Here is a 16055-nt window from a genome sequence, read left to right as displayed (position 1 = left end):
CGCCATGGACGTGTTGACCGAGAACTTCTCCCTCTACGGCAAGGGCCTGCTCGGCACGGTGGAACTCACCGGGTACGCCTCGCTGCTGGCCCTGGGCCTGGGCATCCTGATGGCCTCCTTCCGGGTCGCGCCGGTCGGCTCGCTGCGGGTCTTCGGCACCGTGTGGGTGACGGTGTTGCGCAACACCCCGCTGACCCTGCTGTTCTTCGCCGTGTTGCTGGGCCTGCCGCGCTTCGGACTGGTGCTGCCCTTCACCACCTTCGCCGTGCTCGCGCTCGGCTGCTACACCTCGGCGTTCATCTGCGAGGCGGTGCGCTCGGGCATCAACACCGTGCCGGTGGGGCAGGGCGAGGCGGCGCGCAGCCTGGGCATGACCTTCGCGCAGACGCTGGGCGCCGTGGTGATGCCGCAGGCGTTCCGCGCGGTGATCCCGCCGATCGGCTCCACGCTGATCGCGCTGGCCAAGAACTCCGCCATCGCCGGGTCGTTCAGCGTCACCGAACTCCTGGGCACCTACAAGACGCTCAACGAACTGGGCTACAGCATCATCTGGTCCTTCGTCTGGATCGCCGCCGGCTATCTGATCGTGACCCTGACCATCAGCGCGCTGTTCAACGTGCTGGAAGCGCGCTGGGGAGTGCCGCGATGACCCACACCGCCCTCTACGACGTCCCGGGCCCACGCACCCGCCGCCGGCACCGGATCTACGGCGTGGTCTCCACCGTGGTGATCCTGGCGCTGCTGGCCTGGTTCGGCTACCTGCTCTACGACACGGGCCAGTTCGAGGCCCAGAAGTGGCGGCCGTTCCAGTACCAGGGCATCCAGGAACTGCTGCTACGGGGCCTGGGCAACACCCTGAAGGCGTTCGCGTACGCCGCCGTCCTCTCGCTCGCGCTGGGCGCGGTGCTCGCCGCCGGCCGGCTGTCCGACCACCGCCCCGTGCGCTGGCTGGCCACGCTCCTGGTGGAGTTCTTCCGGGCCATGCCCGTCCTGGTGATGATCTTCTTCGTCTTCGTGGCGCTCAAGGTCCAGCCGCTGCCCGCGCTGGTCACCGGCCTGACGCTGTACAACGGCTCGGTGCTGGCCGAGGTCTTCCGCACCGGTGTGCACTCCGTCGAACGCGGCCAGCGCGAGGCCGCGTACTCGCTGGGCATGCGCAAGACGCAGGTCATGACGTACGTCCTGGTGCCGCAGGGGGTGCGGGCCATGCTGCCGGCGATCATCAGCCAGCTCGTGGTGGCCCTCAAGGACACCTCGCTCGGCTTCCTGATCACCTACGAGGAGTTCCTGCACGCCGGCAAGCTCATCGCCGGCAACCTCGACTACGACCTGCCGTTCATCCCCGTCGTGTTGATCATCTCGCCGATCTACATCGGCATGTGCATGCTGCTGTCCTGGCTGGCCAACTGGGTCGCCCGGCGGCAGCGCCGCAACCCGAAGGTCGGGACCACGGAGATCGCCGAGCCGGAGCCGGGCACCCTGCTCCCGGGCGCCGGCGGCCCGGGCGCGGGCGGTGGCGCGGGCGGCGGGCAGCGCTGAACGCGCCGGCGTCGGCCGGACGGCTACGCCTCGCCCCGCGTCGCCCGGTGCCCCGTGGACCCGCCGGGCGAAAGCGCCGCCTTCGTGACGTCGGCCACCAGCTCCACCATGTCCGGGCCGTACGCCTGTGAGTTGACGACCTTGAGCAGGACGCAGAAGGAGCCGTCGAAGCCGCGCCCGGGCCCCCGCGCGAGCGTGGCCCGGTGCCGGACCAGGTGGCGCACGGCGGCCCGGTGGGCGACCGGGCGCTGCCCCGCCGCGAGGAAGACCGGCCGATCGCCGCCGCCCGCCGTCAGCCGGGCCAGCAGGACGTACTCCACCGCTCCCGGCTCCATCCGGTAGGCCGTGCCGCCGATGGTGAACGTGGCCCGGTCCGCGCCGTCCTCCCCGCCCGGGTGGACGCTGACGCCGGGCAGCAGGTTGGCCAGGTGGGCGGCCAGTCGGCGGTGCGATATCGGATCGCCGACGCAGAACTCGGTCCGCGCGCCGACCCCCTGGAGCCCGGTGTCGTGCGGGGCGACCTCCGCGTGCGCCCCGCAGTTCTCCACCACCGAGGCGAGGCCGAGCAGCGCCAGCGCGTCGTGTCGGGGGATGCTCCACTGGCTGGCGGCCGTGGTGTCCCGGTGGGTGACCAGCACGCACTCCGCCCCCTTCGGCAGTCCGAAGAAGGCGCGTTCGCGGCCGATCCGCCGTCGGCCGGCCGCCGCGTGCGCCAGCCAACCCAGCGTCAGGCCCACGACCAGGACGGCGCCCGTGGCGATCAGGTCGGACTCCGCGCCACCGCCTCCCAGGGCCAGACCGGCGGGGTGCCATGTCGGTGTGGTCTCCGTCATGGCCGCGCATCGTAGCCCCCGTTCGGCTGCGTGTTCGAGTCGTCTCGGAGTTCGCGACCGAAAACCGGGGTGACTTGCTCCGGTAGGTGGCTTATGCCGCTCCGGTCGGTGGGGCCGGCCCGGAGCGAGGGGTTCCACGGGCCGGTGGGCGCGTCGCGCGGGTGAACGGGGAACACCCGTACCGGCCGCGTACTGTCCTCCGCTCGTGTGCGCGAGTAGGCTCCGGCCGCTGCCGCCCGCTTTCCGCTTGGAGGTCAGGATGGTCCGCCCTGTCGCGTCGCTTCGCTCGGCCGCTCTCGCGCCGGGACTCCCGCCGCCAGGTGCCGGCCGCGCCCGAGGCGGCGCCCGCGCCCGCCGCTGGGCGGCCGTGGCCGCGACGGCGGCGCTGCTCACCACGCTGGCCTCGGTACCGGCCACCGCCGACGGGTCGCCCGCGCCGGGCCGGGCCGCCGACGGGGCGGCCCCGGGCCACCCGACGTCGGGGCAGCCCGCCAAGAGCCCGGTGGCCGTCGGCTACGGCGGCGCCGTCTCCAGCGTCGACCAGGACGCCTCGGCCGCCGGCATCGAGGTGCTGCGACGCGGCGGCAACGCCGTGGACGCGGCGGTCGCCACCGCCGCGGCCCTGGGCGTCACCGAGCCGTACTCGGCGGGCGTGGGCGGCGGCGGGTACTTCGTGTACTACGACGCCCAGCGGAACCGGGTCTCCACCATCGACGGCCGCGAGACCGCGCCCCGCAGCGCCGGCAGTGACCTGTTCCTGGAGAACGGCAAGCCGATCCCGTTCGAGGACGCGATCACCAGCGGGCTCGGCGTCGGCACCCCCGGCACCGCCGCCACCTGGGACTCCGCGCTCGACCGGTGGGGCACCAAGTCGCTGGCGCAGGTGCTGCGGCCCGCCCAGCGGCTGGCCCGCGAGGGGTTCACGGTGGACGAGACGTTCCGCTCGCAGACCGCCGACAACGCCGCGCGCTTCGCCGACTTCCCGGCCAGCGCCGACCTGTTCCTACCCGGCGGGAAGCCGCCCGTGGTCGGCAGCACGCTGACCAACCCCGACCTGGCCGACACCTACGACGTGCTGGCCCGACACGGCGTCGACGCCCTCTACCGTGGCGAGATCGGCCGCGACATCGTCCGCACGGTGCGCCGGCCCCCGGTCGCCGAGACCGCCCACCGCACGGTGCGCCCCGGTGACCTGACCCTGGCCGACCTGCGCGGGTACACCCCGCGCGCACAGGCTCCCAGCCACTCCCGCTACCGGGGCCTTGACCTGTACGGCATGGCGCCGTCCTCCTCGGGCGGCACCACCGTCGGCCAGGCGCTGAACATCCTGGAGAGCCTGGAGCGCGGCACCCCGGACCGGGGCGCGAGCCCGGACCGTGACGCCGGCCAGGGCCCCCGGTCGAGTCAGGCCGACTTCCTGCACCGCTACATCGAGGCCAGCCGGGTCGCCTTCGCCGACCGGGGCCGCTGGGTGGGCGACCCGAGGTTCGAGGACGTTCCCACCCGGCAGTTGCTCAGCGAGCGCTTCGCCGCCGCGCGGGCCTGCCTGATCAGCGACGACAAGGCGCTCACCAGCCCGCTGCCGGCCGGCGACCCGCGCCACCCCCGGTCCTGCGACACCTCGGGCACCGCCAGCCCCACCCCGTACGAGGGGCGCGACACCACCCACCTGACGGTCGCCGACCGGTGGGGCAACGTCGTCGCCTACAACCTGACCATTGAGCAGACCGGCGGCAGCGGCATCACGGTCCCCGGTCGCGGGTTCCTGCTCAACAACGAGCTGACGGACTTCTCCTTCGCGCCCATCACCCCCGGGGTGCACGACCCCAACCTGCCCGGCCCCGGCAAGCGCCCGCGCTCCTCGATGGCGCCGACCATCGTCTTCGACGACGGCCGTCCGCTGGTCGCGCTCGGCTCGCCCGGCGGCGCCACCATCATCACCACGGTGTTGCAGACCCTGCTCAACCACCTCGACCGGGGCCTGCCGCTGGTGGACGCCATCGCCGCGCCACGCGCCAGCCAGCGCAACACCGTGGCCACCGACCTCGAACCGGGCCTGTGGAACAGCCCCGTACGCGCCCAGCTCGAAGCCCTGGGGCACCGGTTCACCCAGAACCGGGAGATCGGTGCCGCCACCGGCGTCCAACGGCTGCCCGACGGGCGCTGGTTGGCCGCCGCCGAGACGACCCGGCGCGGTGGCGGCTCGGCCCAGGTGGTCTTCCCGCACGGAGCGCCGCCCACCGGGAGCTGACCTCCGGCCCCGTACGCGCGGGGCGCCGGCCACCCGCGCCGGCGCCCCGCGCGAGCGCCGTACGACGTGGTCGCCCCAGGCCAGGGGCCGTGGCGTGACGGCCGCGTCGGCCGGGGGCGGGCGACCGCCTCGCCCCGCGCGGCCCGGCGCGCCCGGCGTTCCCGTCACCGGCGCACCGCGCGGCCCCGCCGACGTACCCACCCCGCCCGTCGCCACCCCGGCCCACCCCGTGACCGCCCCCGCGCCCGCGCTCACCCCCATGCCCGCGCCGACGTCCGCCCCCGTACCCACCCCCGGCCCCGAAGGCGCCGGCCCGCATCCCCCGCCGCCCGCCGATCCGCTGGTCGACCCGCTCGCGGACCCGGGCGCTGATCCGCTGGCCGAGCGGCGCGCGGTGGCCGGGGCCGTGACGCGGATCGCCGGGCTCCGGGAGGCCAGGCGCGGCGGCGAGGCGCACGCCGTTGTGTGCGAGAGCGCCGGCTGGCCGGCGCGCCGGCTCCCGCCGCTGGTGGCGGCGTTGGAACGGGAGGGGCTCGGCGCGGAGGTGACGACGCCGCTGTGGGAGGTCGCCTCCCTGCCGCTGCCTCGCCTCGCCGCCGCCGTGGACGCGCTGGAGGCGGCCGGCCGCGACCGGGACTGTCGGTCGCTACCGCGCCAGGGCATCGCGCGGCCCGTCACGGAGGTGGTCGAGCTGGCGCACGCGCCGGCCGCCACCCGCTGGCGGTCGCGCTGCTGGCCGCGCTCGTCCGCGCCCGGGGCAGCGCGGAGGCGGCCCGGCTGGTGGGCGAGGGCGCCGGCGCGCTGGTGCCGCCGCTGCTGGAGGCCGCCCGTACGGTCTCCGCGCGGCACCACCGCGACACCGTGCACGCCCTGCGGACAGCCGGCGCCAGGAGCATCCCCGACATCACCCGATGAGACCCGTAATGTGATCGACTTCGTCGCTCACCGCCGATGGCCTTGCCACCGTCCGTGACGAGCCTTACGGTCGCATCCTCACGCGATCTACGCGTGTGGAGCACTGGCTCGCGGTTGGCTGACGGCTCGACGAGGGAGCAGCTCATGGCCACTGTTGTACGTGCCGCGCTGGTTCAGGCGACCTGGACGGGCGACACCGAATCGATGATCGCCAAGCACGAGGAGCACGCGCGGACGGCTGCCGCCCGAGGCGCCCGGGTGATCGGCTTCCAGGAGGTGTTCAACGCCCCGTACTTCTGCCAGGTACAGGAGCCCGAGCACTACCGGTGGGCGGAGCCCGTGCCCGAGGGGCCGACCGTCAGCCGGATGCGGGAACTCGCCCGACAGGCCGGCCTGGTGATGGTGGTGCCCGTCTTCGAGATCGAGCAACCCGGCGTCTACTACAACACCGCCGCCGTCATCGACGCCGACGGCAAGTATCTCGGCAAGTACCGCAAGCACCACATCCCGCAGCTCAGCGGCTTCTGGGAGAAGTACTACTTCAGGCCGGGCAACCTGGGCTGGCCCGTCTTCGACACCGCCGTCGGCCGGGTCGGCGTCACCATCTGCTACGACCGGCACTTCCCCGAGGGCTGGCGGGAACTGGGACTGGCCGGGGCGCAGCTCGTCTACAACCCCTCCGCCACCGCGCGCGGCCTCTCCGCCCACCTGTGGCGGCTCGAACAGCCCGCCGCCGCCGTCGCCAACGCGTACTTCGTCGCCGCCATCAACCGCGTCGGTGTCGAGGAGTACGGCGACGACGACTTCTACGGCACCTCCTACTTCGCCGACCCGCGCGGCCAGCTGGTCGGCGCGCCCGCCAGCGACACGGCGGAGGAACTCCTCGTACGCGACCTGGACTTCGACCTCATCGACGAGGTGCGCCAGCAGTGGGCGTTCTACCGGGACCGCCGCCCGGACGCGTACGCGGGACTGGTGCGCCCGTGAGCGGGTACGTCGGGGCCCCGGGCGCCCGCCCGCCCGGCACCCACACGGCCCTCCTGGCCCGGCACCGGGCGGTGCTGCCCGCCTGGCTCGCGCTCAACTACGAGCGGCCCATCGAGCTCACCCACGGCACGGGCCGGCACGTCTGGGACGCCGAGGGGCGGCGTTACCTGGACTTCTTCGGCGGCATCCTCACCACCATGACCGCGCACGCGCTGCCCGAGGTGACCCGGGCCGTCAGCGAACAGGTCGCCCGCATCGCGCACACCTCCACGCTCTACCTGAGCCGGCCCATGGTGGAGCTGGCCGAGCGCGTCGCCCGGCTGTCCGGCATCCCCGACGCCCGGGTCTTCCTCACCACCTCGGGCACCGAGGCCAATGACACGGCCCTGCTGCTGGCGACCGTGGCGCGCGGCTCCCAGCAGGTGCTGGCCATGCGCAACGGCTACCACGGCCGGTCCTTCTCCTCCGTCGGCGTCACCGGCAACCGCGCCTGGTCACCCACCGGCGCCTCCCCGCTGCACACCCTGTTCACGCACGGCGGGGTACGCACCCGGGGCCCGTTCGCCGCGCTGAGCGACGAGCACTTCATCCAGGCGTGCGTGGCGGACCTGAGGGACCTGCTGGGCCAGGTGCACGGCACGGTCGCGGCGCTGATCGCCGAACCCGTCCAGGGCGTGGGCGGCTTCACCTCGCCGCCCGACGGGCTGTACGCCGCCTTCCGCGAGGTGCTCGACCAGCACGGCATCCTGTGGATCAGCGACGAGGTGCAGACCGGCTGGGGCCGGACCGGCGACCACTTCTGGGGCTGGCAGGCACACGCCGCCAACGGCCCGCCCGACCTGCTCACCTTCGCCAAGGGCATCGGCAACGGCATGTCCGTGGGCGGCGTCGTGGCCCGCGCCGAGATCATGAACTGCCTGGACGCCAACTCCCTCTCCACCTTCGGCGGCAGCCCGGTCACCATGGCCGCCGCCCTCGCCAACCTCGACTACCTCCTGGCCCACGACCTCCAGGCCAACGCCCGCCACGTCGGCGGCCTGCTCATCGAACGGCTACGGGCCGCCGCGGCCGACGTGGACCTGGTGCGCGAGGTGCGCGGACGCGGCCTGATGATCGGCGTCGAGCTGGCCCACCCCGAGGACGGCGCGCCCCACCCACGGGCCGCCGCCGCCGTCCTGGAGGCCGCGCGCGAGGGCGGGTTGCTGGTCGGCAGGGGCGGTGGTCACCTGGGCAGCGTGCTGCGGATCGCGCCGCCGCTGACCCTGACCGTCGCCGAGGCCGAGGAGGGCGCGGCGATCCTGGCGGCGGCGCTGCGCGCGGCGGCCTCCCTGGTCGGCGCCCCCGACGGCCCACCCGACCCGACCGGAGGCCGACGATGAGCCGCGACACCCGGACCGTCATCCGGGGCGGCCTGGTCCTGACGGCGGCCGAGGAGACGTACGCCGACGTGCTGGTCGAGGACGGCCGGGTGGTCGCCGTCGCCGCCTCGGACAGCGCGTACGCGGCGAGTTGGAGCGCCGGGCGCGTCCTGGACGCGCGGGACAGGTACGTCATCCCGGGCGGCGTGGACGTCCACACACACCTGGAGTTCCCCTTCGGCGGCACGTTCTCCAGCGACACCTTCGCCTCCGGCACCAGCGCGGCGGCCTGGGGCGGCACGACCACCCTGGTCGACTTCGCCGTCCAGGCCCGGGGCCACACGCTGCGCGAGGGCCTGGACGCCTGGCACGCCAAGGCAGAGGGCGACTGCGCCGTCGACTACGCCTTCCACATGATCGTCTCCGACGTCACCGAGCAGTCCCTGGCGGAGCTGGACCTCCTGGTCGCCGAGGGCGTCACCTCGTTCAAGCTGTTCATGGCCTACCCCGGCGTGTTCTACAGCGACGACGGCCAGATCCTGCGCGCCATGCGGCGCGCCGCCGGCAACGGCGGGCTGATCATGACGCACGCCGAGAACGGCCCGGCCATCGACGTCCTGGTCGAGCAGGCGCTGGCCGCCGGCCGCACCGACCCGCGCCACCACGGGGAGGTCCGCCGGGCCCTGCTGGAGGCCGAGGCCACCCACCGGGCCATCGCGCTGGCCCGCGTCGCCGAGTGCCCGCTGTACGTGGTGCACGTCTCGGCGGCCGAGGCGCTCGCCGAACTGACCCGGGCCCGGGACGAGGGGCTGCCGGTCTTCGGCGAGACCTGCCCGCAGTACCTGTTCCTGTCCACCGACAACCTGGCCGAGCCGGGCTTCGAGGGCGCCAAGTACGTGTGCAGCACGCCGCTACGGCCCCGCGAGCACCAGGCGGCGCTGTGGCGGGGCCTGCGCACCGACGACCTCCAGGTCGTCTCCACCGACCACTGCCCGTTCTGCTTCACCGGCCAGAAGGAACTGGGCCGGGGCGACTTCTCGAAGATCCCCAACGGACTGCCCGGCGTGGAGAACCGCATGGACCTGCTGCACCAGGCCGTGATCGACGGCCACATCTCGCGCCGGCGCTGGATCGACATCGCCTGCGCGAGTCCGGCCCGCGTGTTCGGCCTCTACCCCCGCAAGGGCACCATCGCCCCCGGCTCCGACGCGGACCTGGTCATCTACGACCCGTACGCCAGCCAGGTGCTCTCCGCCCGCACCCACCACATGAACGTGGACTACTCGGCGTACGAGGGCCAGCGGGTCACCGGCCAGGCCGAGACCGTCCTCTCGCGCGGCGAGGTCGTCATCGACCGGCGCACCTTCACCGGCCGCGCGGGCCACGGCCGCTACGTACCGCGTGGCATCGGCACGTACGCGCGCTAGCACAGCCCCGGGCCCCGCGCACCGGGGCGCGGGGCCGCCCCACCCCCGTCCCACCAGGAGGGCCATCGTGGACTTCGGCCTCGTCTTGCAACTCGACCCACCCGCCGCGCGGACCGTCGCCCTGATGCGGCGCGCCGAACGCAACGGCTTCCGCTACGGCTGGACGTTCGACTCCGCCGTGCTGTGGCAGGAGCCGTTCGTCATCCACAGCCAGATCCTCGAACACACCGAACGGCTCGTCGTGGGCCCCATGGTGACCAACCCGGGCACCCGCGCCTGGGAGGTGACGGCCTCCACCTTCGCCACGCTCAACGAGATGTACGGCAACCGCACCGTGTGCGGCATCGGCCGAGGCGACTCGGCCCTGCGCGTCGCCGGCCGCCGCCCCTACAGCCTGGCCACCCTCGGCACCTGCATCGACGCCCTGCGCGATCTGGCCGAGGGCCGCGAGGCGGTGGTGGACGGCGCCACGGTGCGCCTGCCGTGGGTACGCGGGGGACGGCTGCCGGTGTGGATGGCGGCGTACGGGCCCAGAGCGCTGGCCCTGGTCGGGCAGAAGGCCGACGGGTTCATCCTGCAACTGGCCGACCCGCTGCTGACGGAGTGGATGGTCACGGCGGTGCGCCAGGCGGCGGCGGACGCCGGCCGCGACCCGGCCGACGTACGGATCTGCGTCGCCGCGCCCGCCTACCTGTGCGAGGACACCCCGCAGGCGCTGGCCCACGCCAGGGAGCAGTGCCGGTGGTTCGGCGGCATGGTCGGCAACCACGTCGCCGACCTCGTCACACGCTACGGCGAACACTCCGACCAGATCCCCGAGGAACTCACCGGCTACATCGCCCGGCGCGCGGGTTACGACTACGCCCACCACGGCCGCCCCGACAACCCCGACACGGAGTTCGTCCCCGACGAGATCGTGGACCGCTTCTGCCTGCTGGGCCCGCCGCGCGCCCACATCGCCAGGCTGGCCGCCCTGCGTGAGCTGGGTGTGGACCAGTTCGCGGTCTACGCCATGCACGACGCGCGCGAGCGACTCATCGACGGCTACGGCCAGGAGGTCATCCCGGGCCTCGCGACCCGGTGAGCGACCGCCCGGCGCGGGCCTTACCGGTGGTCAACACGGTGTGCGCCGGCGGGCGTTGAGGGAGGCTGGCCGGTCGGTGCCGGCCGGTCCCGGGAGTACCGTTCTGGGTGTCGATGTCAGAACGGAGTCCAGGATGCCCGAACACAGCGACACCCCGCCGCCCCAGACGTTCGGACAGCGTGTCCGTGAAGCGCGCGAGAACACGGGGCGCACCCGCCCGGTCGTCGGCGGACTGGTCGGCCGCAGCCCGGAGTGGGTCAAGGCCATCGAGACCGGCCGGCTCGGCATTCCCCGCCTTCCTCTCCTGCTCCGCCTCGCCGACGTGCTCGACGTCGAGATGGCGGACCTGACCGGTGACGAACGCCTGGCCACCTCCTCCTACACCAAGGGCGCTCACCGCTCGCTGCCCCTGGTCAGGGCGGCGCTGACCCGGTACCACCTCGCCCCTACCACCGAACCCGAAGCCGTGAGCGTCCTGCGCGCCAGGGTGCGTCGAGCCTGGGCCACCTGGCACGCCGCCGGCGAGCACCGGACGGCCGTCGCCGAGATCCTGCCGGCCTTGTTGACCGACCTTCAGAAGGCGGCACGCGCCTACGACGGTACGGACCGCCGCCGCGTGCTCGTCGCGCTGACCGAGGCCCTGCACCTGGCCCAGCTCTTCCTCGCCTTCCAACCGGCCCCGGAGCTGGTGATGTTGGCCAGCGACCGGGCGATGACCGTCGCCCAGGACGCCGACAGCCCGCGCGCCATGGCCAGCGCGGCCTGGTACATGGGGCACACGTTCCGGGGTACCGGCGATCGGCACGAGGCCCGCGTCGATCTCGCGATGCAAGCCGCCGGCCTCCTGCGAGGGGGCACCGACCCCGAGGACGTGGCGCGTAAAGGACTGCTTCAGCTCGCGGTGGCCCTCTCCTACGCGAAGCTCGGGAGGCGCGGCGACGCCGAACGGCACTGGGATCGGGCTGGCGAGGCGGCGAAGCGCCTCGGCGACGGCTACGCGCACCCGTACCTCATCTTCGGCCGGGGCATGGTGGACGCGTACGCGATCACCCTCTACGCCGACCTGCCGCACGGGCGTGAGGCGGTTCGGGCGGCGGAGGCAGTGGACCTGGGGCCCGTACCGTCCGCGACGCGTCGGTCGTTCCACATGATCGAGACGGCCCGCGCCTACAGTCTCCAGCGGGAACCGGTCGCCACTGTTCACATGCTCAAGCGGGCGTATCACGAGTCGCCGGAGACCGCGCGCTTCAACGCGTTCACCCGGTCCGCGGTGACCGACCTCGCCGAGACGGGGCCGGCTCTGATCCGGGAAGAAGCGCGATCCCTTCGACTGAAGCTGGGGCTACTGCCGGCCGCGTGACACGGCGGGTACGTTCTGTACCCCTCCGCAAGGGGGTACAGAACATACCTCTCGCTCAGTCACGACCCGCATACGGTCGGTCATCGTTGTGTCGTCGATGACATCCGGAGGCCGCCCCATGCCGACCGAAGCCGAATTCACCACGCCCTCGCCTTACGACTGGGTGCCGCCTGGCGGCGGCATGGCCTGGGTGCGTGTCGGCGCCCTCGGCTGGCACACGCTCACGTTGCCACTCCATCTCGGCGAGCCCGTCCTGGCCTCCCTAGGGGACTCCAGTGGGGCGGTAGTCCAGGAGGATCTGGACCGGCGAGTCAGCTGGCTGATCGAGCCGAAGGCGCCGGCTGTTCAACACCTGCGTGAGCGGAGTGAGGTCACGCTCTCAGGCGACGACGGATCGTTCATCTTCGTGCCCGGCATGGCCCGCGCCCACCTGGTCTGGTGGCGCGTTCCGCCGACCCGTGACCGACTCCTCACCCACGCCGACGACTTGGCCTACGCCATCGCGACCCAGCGGCCGGGGTGGTCGCGGTGACGGCTCTCGACTGGGCGCCGCCGCCCGTGGCGGGGACCGTGCTGCTGCCGACCGGTCGGTACTGGGACGCCGTGCGCACGTCGGTGGATGTCGCGGACCGGGCGCTCGCGGTCCTGGACGGGCTGGGGGTGCCCGCCGCCGCGATCGTCGACCCCCGCGCGCGTACCGCGATCTGGCTCGTCCCGCCAGGTGGAGTGCCGCACGCCCCGTGGTGGCAGTGGGACCGACTCCGCCCCACGTCGCGGTGTTGCCCACGCCACCGGCCGGTCTGGCCTACGTCGGCGTACCACCCGCCGACCGGCAGGCCGGCCCGGGCATCCACTGGCGCGTGCCGCCGCACTGGACGGGGCGCTACGTCACCGACGCCGACCGCTTGGCCGAGGTGCTGGCGCCGGCCGCCACCGCCGTCCACGGACCCACCGCCCTCGCGCTCCAGTGCCGCATCTGCTGGGACACCGTTCCCCGCGCGCACGCGGTGACCGCCCACGGCCGACTCACCGCCGCCGACCGTTACCCGCGACGACTGACCGCCCACCGCGCCTGCGCTCGTCACATGGTCATCGACGAGGAGGAGCGGTGAGTCGCGGTAGGCACCGCTACGTCGAGATGCGCCTGGCCCCCGACCCGCAAGCCGCGTCGTACGTCGTGCGCGCCACGTGCGTCACCTGCGGACAGCACTCTCCAACCCCCAACCCCGACGCGTCGATCACCGGCCAGCACCACCAGGCCCAACGCTGGTGCACCGCCCACGCCGCCCGCGACCACCCCGACGGCCGCCACGTGCGCTACGCCGCCACCACCACGGTCCACTGGCGCATCACCCCGGCCCAGGACATCGGCCCCGAAGCACCGTGAGGCCGTCGCGGGCCGGCGCCGGCGCCGGCCTCCAACCCACCCTCGGCGAGCAAAAGTTGGCGCGTCCCCCCGTCCGGGACCGTCCCCCTGGATGACGCCCAACGCCTCGCAAGGCGTCCCCACCCGCCCGTTCCGCCAGCCCGCGAGGCAAGGACCTTCGCGACTCCGCCCTTACGTTCAACCCCAGGTAGGGTCAGCGTCCGTGGCTGGAGCCAGCGCGGGCGACTCCAACACTCGACACGTCAGAAAGAGACTCTGTGGGCAACTTGCCAGACTTGCGCGATAGGTCGCGATCAGCGAAAGTTGCAAAAAACCGGCCCCCCGCCGGATAAACCCGCAGGTCAATTACTCTGCTCCCCGCGCACGCGGGGATGGACCCCGCCCTTGGCGGTGGCCTTGATGGCGGCCAGGCTGCTCCCCGCGCACGCGGGGATGGACCCGCGACCGCTACGCCGCCGGCCACCGCCGCGTACTGCTCCCCGCGCACGCGGGGATGGACCCTGCCTGGGTATCGCGTTCACTCATGTCGGCAGCTGCTCCCCGCGCACGCGGGGATGGACCCGCTCCCTGACGAAGTGCAGAACCAGCTCAGCTCTGCTCCCCGCGCACGCGGGGATGGACCCCGCCGGCCCGGCCCGCTGGCCGCGCTGAGCCCCTGCTCCCCGCGCACGCGGGGATGGACCCATCGCTGAGGAGACCCAAAGCGGGATCTACCAGCTGCTCCCCGCGCACGCGGGGATGGACCCACCGCGGTCGGGTACTCCCCGGTGAAGGTGACCTGCTCCCCGCGCACGCGGGGATGGACCTACGGCGTGACACAGTTCCTCGACATCACCCCCCTGCTCCCCGCGCACGCGGGGATGGACCCGGGGCGGGTTTCGAGGGGGCCGGGGCGGCGGTCTGCTCCCCGCGCACGCGGGGATGGACCCCTTCCGAGGGCGGTTCTTCCCCGACCCCGAGTCTGCTCCCCGCGCACGCGGGGATGGACCCCTGCTCTCCGACAACGCGGAGTCGATGGAGACCTGCTCCCCGCGCACGCGGGGATGGACCCAACATCGCCACCGAGTTGAACGTGGCGCCCACCCTGCTCCCCGCGCACGCGGGGATGGACCCCCGGCGCTGGAAGCCAGTGATTGCATTCGTGTCTGCTCCCCGCGCACGCGGGGATGGACCCCGCGTGAACTGCTTGATCTGCGCGAGCTTGCCGCTGCTCCCCGCGCACGCGGGGATGGACCCGCCTCCACACACGCCGCGATCGACCGCGGCGCCTGCTCCCCGCGCACGCGGGGATGGCCCTCCGAAAACCCACCGGCCGGGCGGGGCGCTCCGCGCCCCGCCCCGTTGCCCTCAAACCCACACGCGAAGCGCAGACCTGGCACGGGCCCCGTGTCTAAGATGACCCGCATGGCTGACACCGCGCGCTCTGTGCCGCGCCTCTGTTGTTGTTGTCGCTGACGCCTGCCTCGCTTCCCCCGCCGCGCCCCGCGCGCCGCCCTCTCCCCGTCCCGCCCCGCGCTGCCGCGCGCCCCCCCTTTCGAGGTGTTCCGCGATGACCTCCGCTTCCGCTCGTCGTACCGTGCTCAAGCTGCTCGCCGCCGCGCCTGTCGCCGCCCAGGTGGCCGGCGTTGCCACCCCGGCCCTCGCCGCCCCGTCGCGGCTCGCCGCCGAGGCGTCCGGGGGCATCGTCAAGTCGTTGCCGCCCGAGTGGTTCACGCCGCGTGGTACCAACGCCGAGACCCGGCCATCCGCCTTGCGTGGCACCGGTTTCCACACGCCGAACGACCGGTTCTTCGTCCGTAACCACACCGCCACCCCGCTGCTGGACGCGCGTACCTGGCACCTGAGTGTGTGGGGGGACGGGCTGCGGGGTGGGCCCGCCCGGTTCAGTCTGGCCGACCTGCGCGCGCTGCCGGCCGTCACGCGTGATGTGGCCATCGAGTGCGCGGGCAACGGGCGGAGCTACTTCACCACCCAGCAGCAGGAGAGCGTCGCGGGCACCGCCTGGACGCTGGGCGCCATCGGCGTGGCCCGCTGGCGCGGGGTGCGGCTGGCCGACGTGCTGCGCCGGGCGGGGCTCGGCGGGAACGCCGTGGACGTCATGCCGCGCGGGCTGGACGCGGAGTACGTCACCGGCGGTGCGAACCTGGGCCGCGTACGCCGCCCGCTGCCGATCGCCAAGGCGCTGGACGACGTGATCCTGGCGTACGAGATGAACGGCGAGCCGCTGCCGCCGGACCACGGCTTCCCGGTGCGCGTGGTCGTGCCGTCCTGGATCGGCATAGCGTCCGTCAAGTGGCTGGGCGACATCGAGGTCGCCGCCCGGCCGCTGCACTCGCCGTGGAACACCGACTACTACCGGCTGTTCGGCCCCGGCCACCCGCCGCAGGGCAGCGCCCCGCTGACCCGACAGACCATCAAGTCCACCTTCGAACTCGACCACGGCGCCACCCTCACCGCGCGCCGCACCCACCACGTCACCGGCCGCTCCTGGTCCGGTCACGCGCCGGTGGTCGGTGTGGAGGTGAGCACCGACGGCGGCGGGCGCTGGCGGCGGGCCCATCTCCAGGACCCGCCGCGCCGGGGCGGCTGGGTGCGCTGGTCGACGCCGTGGCGCCCGCACACCACCGGCCCGGCCACGCTGCTGGCCAGGGCCACCGACGCGGCGGGCCACACCCAGCCCGAGCGCACCGCGCCCAACACGCAGGGCTACCTGTTCGACGCGGTGGTCCGCCTGCCGGTCACCGTCGCCTGACCCTCTCGAACACACCCGCCCGCCCCGTGCCCCGGCGGCCCACCGGGCGCCCGACCCCCACCGGTCGGGCGCCCGACCACCGCGCCGACCGCGCACCCGACACGCCGAGCCCACCCGTTCGGCTCGCCGACCAGCCGGGCCCCCACCACCCACATATACACC

Annotated in this window: 14 protein-coding genes and 1 CRISPR repeat array; of the genes, 13 read left to right on the top strand and 1 reads right to left on the bottom strand. The window is 73.7% G+C overall.

Going from position 1 to position 16055, the window contains the following annotated elements; all coding sequences use genetic code 11:
* Window positions 1-4 precede the first annotated feature (4 nt).
* Both ACFVFR_RS29400 and ACFVFR_RS29395 read left to right on the top strand, forming a co-directional pair.
* Complete coding sequence (locus ACFVFR_RS29400) at window positions 5-649, top strand: amino acid ABC transporter permease (RefSeq protein ID WP_383707194.1); 645 nt, start codon at window positions 5-7, stop codon at window positions 647-649.
* Complete coding sequence (locus ACFVFR_RS29395; protein WP_383707192.1) at window positions 646-1539, top strand: amino acid ABC transporter permease; 894 nt, start codon at window positions 646-648, stop codon at window positions 1537-1539. Before ACFVFR_RS29400 ends, ACFVFR_RS29395 begins: the two co-directional genes overlap by 4 nt.
* A gap of 23 nt (window positions 1540-1562) precedes the next feature.
* Here ACFVFR_RS29395 and ACFVFR_RS29390 read toward each other — a convergent pair whose 3' ends face one another.
* Window positions 1563-2372, bottom strand: coding sequence for a hypothetical protein (locus tag ACFVFR_RS29390; RefSeq protein ID WP_383707190.1), 810 nt, complete (start codon window positions 2370-2372; stop codon window positions 1563-1565).
* 259 nt (window positions 2373-2631) lie between these two features.
* On the opposite strand from ACFVFR_RS29390, the gene ggt reads away from it, so the two are divergent.
* The 11 genes from ggt to ACFVFR_RS29335 all read left to right on the top strand — a co-directional run bounded on the left by ggt (window position 2632) and on the right by ACFVFR_RS29335 (window position 15893).
* A complete protein-coding gene (gene ggt / locus ACFVFR_RS29385) occupies window positions 2632-4623 on the top strand; it encodes a gamma-glutamyltransferase (RefSeq protein ID WP_383707187.1) in 1992 nt (663 codons plus the stop codon).
* A 780-nt stretch (window positions 4624-5403) separates the two neighbouring features.
* Window positions 5404-5538, top strand: coding sequence for a hypothetical protein (locus ACFVFR_RS29380; RefSeq protein WP_383707185.1), 135 nt, complete (start codon window positions 5404-5406; stop codon window positions 5536-5538).
* 144 nt (window positions 5539-5682) lie between these two features.
* The gene (locus ACFVFR_RS29375; RefSeq protein ID WP_383707183.1) at window positions 5683-6525 is read left to right on the top strand and encodes a nitrilase-related carbon-nitrogen hydrolase; all 843 of its coding nucleotides are present in this window, start codon (window positions 5683-5685) and stop codon (window positions 6523-6525) included.
* On the top strand, window positions 6522-7904 hold the full coding sequence (locus tag ACFVFR_RS29370) for an aspartate aminotransferase family protein (protein ID WP_383707181.1): 1383 nt from the start codon (window positions 6522-6524) through the stop codon (window positions 7902-7904). The genes ACFVFR_RS29375 and ACFVFR_RS29370 overlap by 4 nt, the downstream gene beginning before the upstream one ends.
* A complete protein-coding gene (gene hydA, locus ACFVFR_RS29365; protein ID WP_383707179.1) occupies window positions 7901-9310 on the top strand; it encodes a dihydropyrimidinase in 1410 nt (469 codons plus the stop codon). The genes ACFVFR_RS29370 and hydA overlap by 4 nt, the downstream gene beginning before the upstream one ends.
* 67 nt (window positions 9311-9377) lie before the next feature.
* Window positions 9378-10394 (top strand): TIGR03842 family LLM class F420-dependent oxidoreductase, encoded by a 1017-nt coding sequence (locus ACFVFR_RS29360; RefSeq protein ID WP_383707177.1) that lies wholly within the window; start codon window positions 9378-9380, stop codon window positions 10392-10394.
* A 133-nt stretch (window positions 10395-10527) separates the two neighbouring features.
* Complete coding sequence (locus tag ACFVFR_RS29355; protein ID WP_383707175.1) at window positions 10528-11754, top strand: multiprotein-bridging factor 1 family protein; 1227 nt, start codon at window positions 10528-10530, stop codon at window positions 11752-11754.
* A gap of 118 nt (window positions 11755-11872) precedes the next feature.
* The gene (locus ACFVFR_RS29350; RefSeq protein ID WP_383707173.1) at window positions 11873-12286 is read left to right on the top strand and encodes a hypothetical protein; all 414 of its coding nucleotides are present in this window, start codon (window positions 11873-11875) and stop codon (window positions 12284-12286) included.
* A 217-nt stretch (window positions 12287-12503) separates the two neighbouring features.
* Window positions 12504-12866 carry a hypothetical protein gene (locus ACFVFR_RS29345; protein WP_383707171.1) on the top strand — a complete coding sequence of 121 codons (363 nt, stop codon included), beginning with the start codon at window positions 12504-12506 and terminating at the stop codon, window positions 12864-12866.
* Window positions 12863-13141, top strand: a complete 279-nt coding sequence (locus tag ACFVFR_RS29340) for a hypothetical protein (protein ID WP_383707169.1) — start codon at window positions 12863-12865, stop codon at window positions 13139-13141. Before ACFVFR_RS29345 ends, ACFVFR_RS29340 begins: the two co-directional genes overlap by 4 nt.
* A 350-nt stretch (window positions 13142-13491) precedes the next feature.
* Window positions 13492-14438: a CRISPR direct-repeat array (repeat unit 28 nt; unit sequence CTGCTCCCCGCGCACGCGGGGATGGACC).
* A 252-nt stretch (window positions 14439-14690) separates the two neighbouring features.
* Window positions 14691-15893, top strand: coding sequence for a sulfite oxidase (locus ACFVFR_RS29335; RefSeq protein WP_383707167.1), 1203 nt, complete (start codon window positions 14691-14693; stop codon window positions 15891-15893).
* Window positions 15894-16055: the final 162 nt, after the last annotated feature.

It is taken from the genome of Streptomyces sp. NPDC057702, from assembly GCF_042799315.1.
Classification (GTDB): Bacteria; Actinomycetota; Actinomycetes; order Streptomycetales; family Streptomycetaceae; genus Streptomyces.
Note: the sequence above shows the minus strand (reverse complement) of the source record. Positions and strands in the feature narration are given on the sequence as shown.

What these genes read in the sequence shown, in the direction of transcription:
- ACFVFR_RS29335 (WP_383707167.1), top strand. Translation starts at nt 14,691, where the DNA reads ATGACCTCCGCTTCCGCTCGTCGTACCGTGCTCAAGCTGCTCGCCGCC.
- ACFVFR_RS29395 (WP_383707192.1), top strand. Translation starts at nt 646, where the DNA reads ATGACCCACACCGCCCTCTACGACGTCCCGGGCCCACGCACCCGCCGC.
- ACFVFR_RS29390 (WP_383707190.1), bottom strand. Translation starts at nt 2,372, where the DNA reads ATGACGGAGACCACACCGACATGGCACCCCGCCGGTCTGGCCCTGGGA.
- ACFVFR_RS29350 (WP_383707173.1), top strand. Translation starts at nt 11,873, where the DNA reads ATGCCGACCGAAGCCGAATTCACCACGCCCTCGCCTTACGACTGGGTG.
- ACFVFR_RS29400 (WP_383707194.1), top strand. Translation starts at nt 5, where the DNA reads ATGGACGTGTTGACCGAGAACTTCTCCCTCTACGGCAAGGGCCTGCTC.
- ACFVFR_RS29375 (WP_383707183.1), top strand. Translation starts at nt 5,683, where the DNA reads ATGGCCACTGTTGTACGTGCCGCGCTGGTTCAGGCGACCTGGACGGGC.
- ggt (WP_383707187.1), top strand. Translation starts at nt 2,632, where the DNA reads ATGGTCCGCCCTGTCGCGTCGCTTCGCTCGGCCGCTCTCGCGCCGGGA.
- hydA (WP_383707179.1), top strand. Translation starts at nt 7,901, where the DNA reads ATGAGCCGCGACACCCGGACCGTCATCCGGGGCGGCCTGGTCCTGACG.
- ACFVFR_RS29355 (WP_383707175.1), top strand. Translation starts at nt 10,528, where the DNA reads ATGCCCGAACACAGCGACACCCCGCCGCCCCAGACGTTCGGACAGCGT.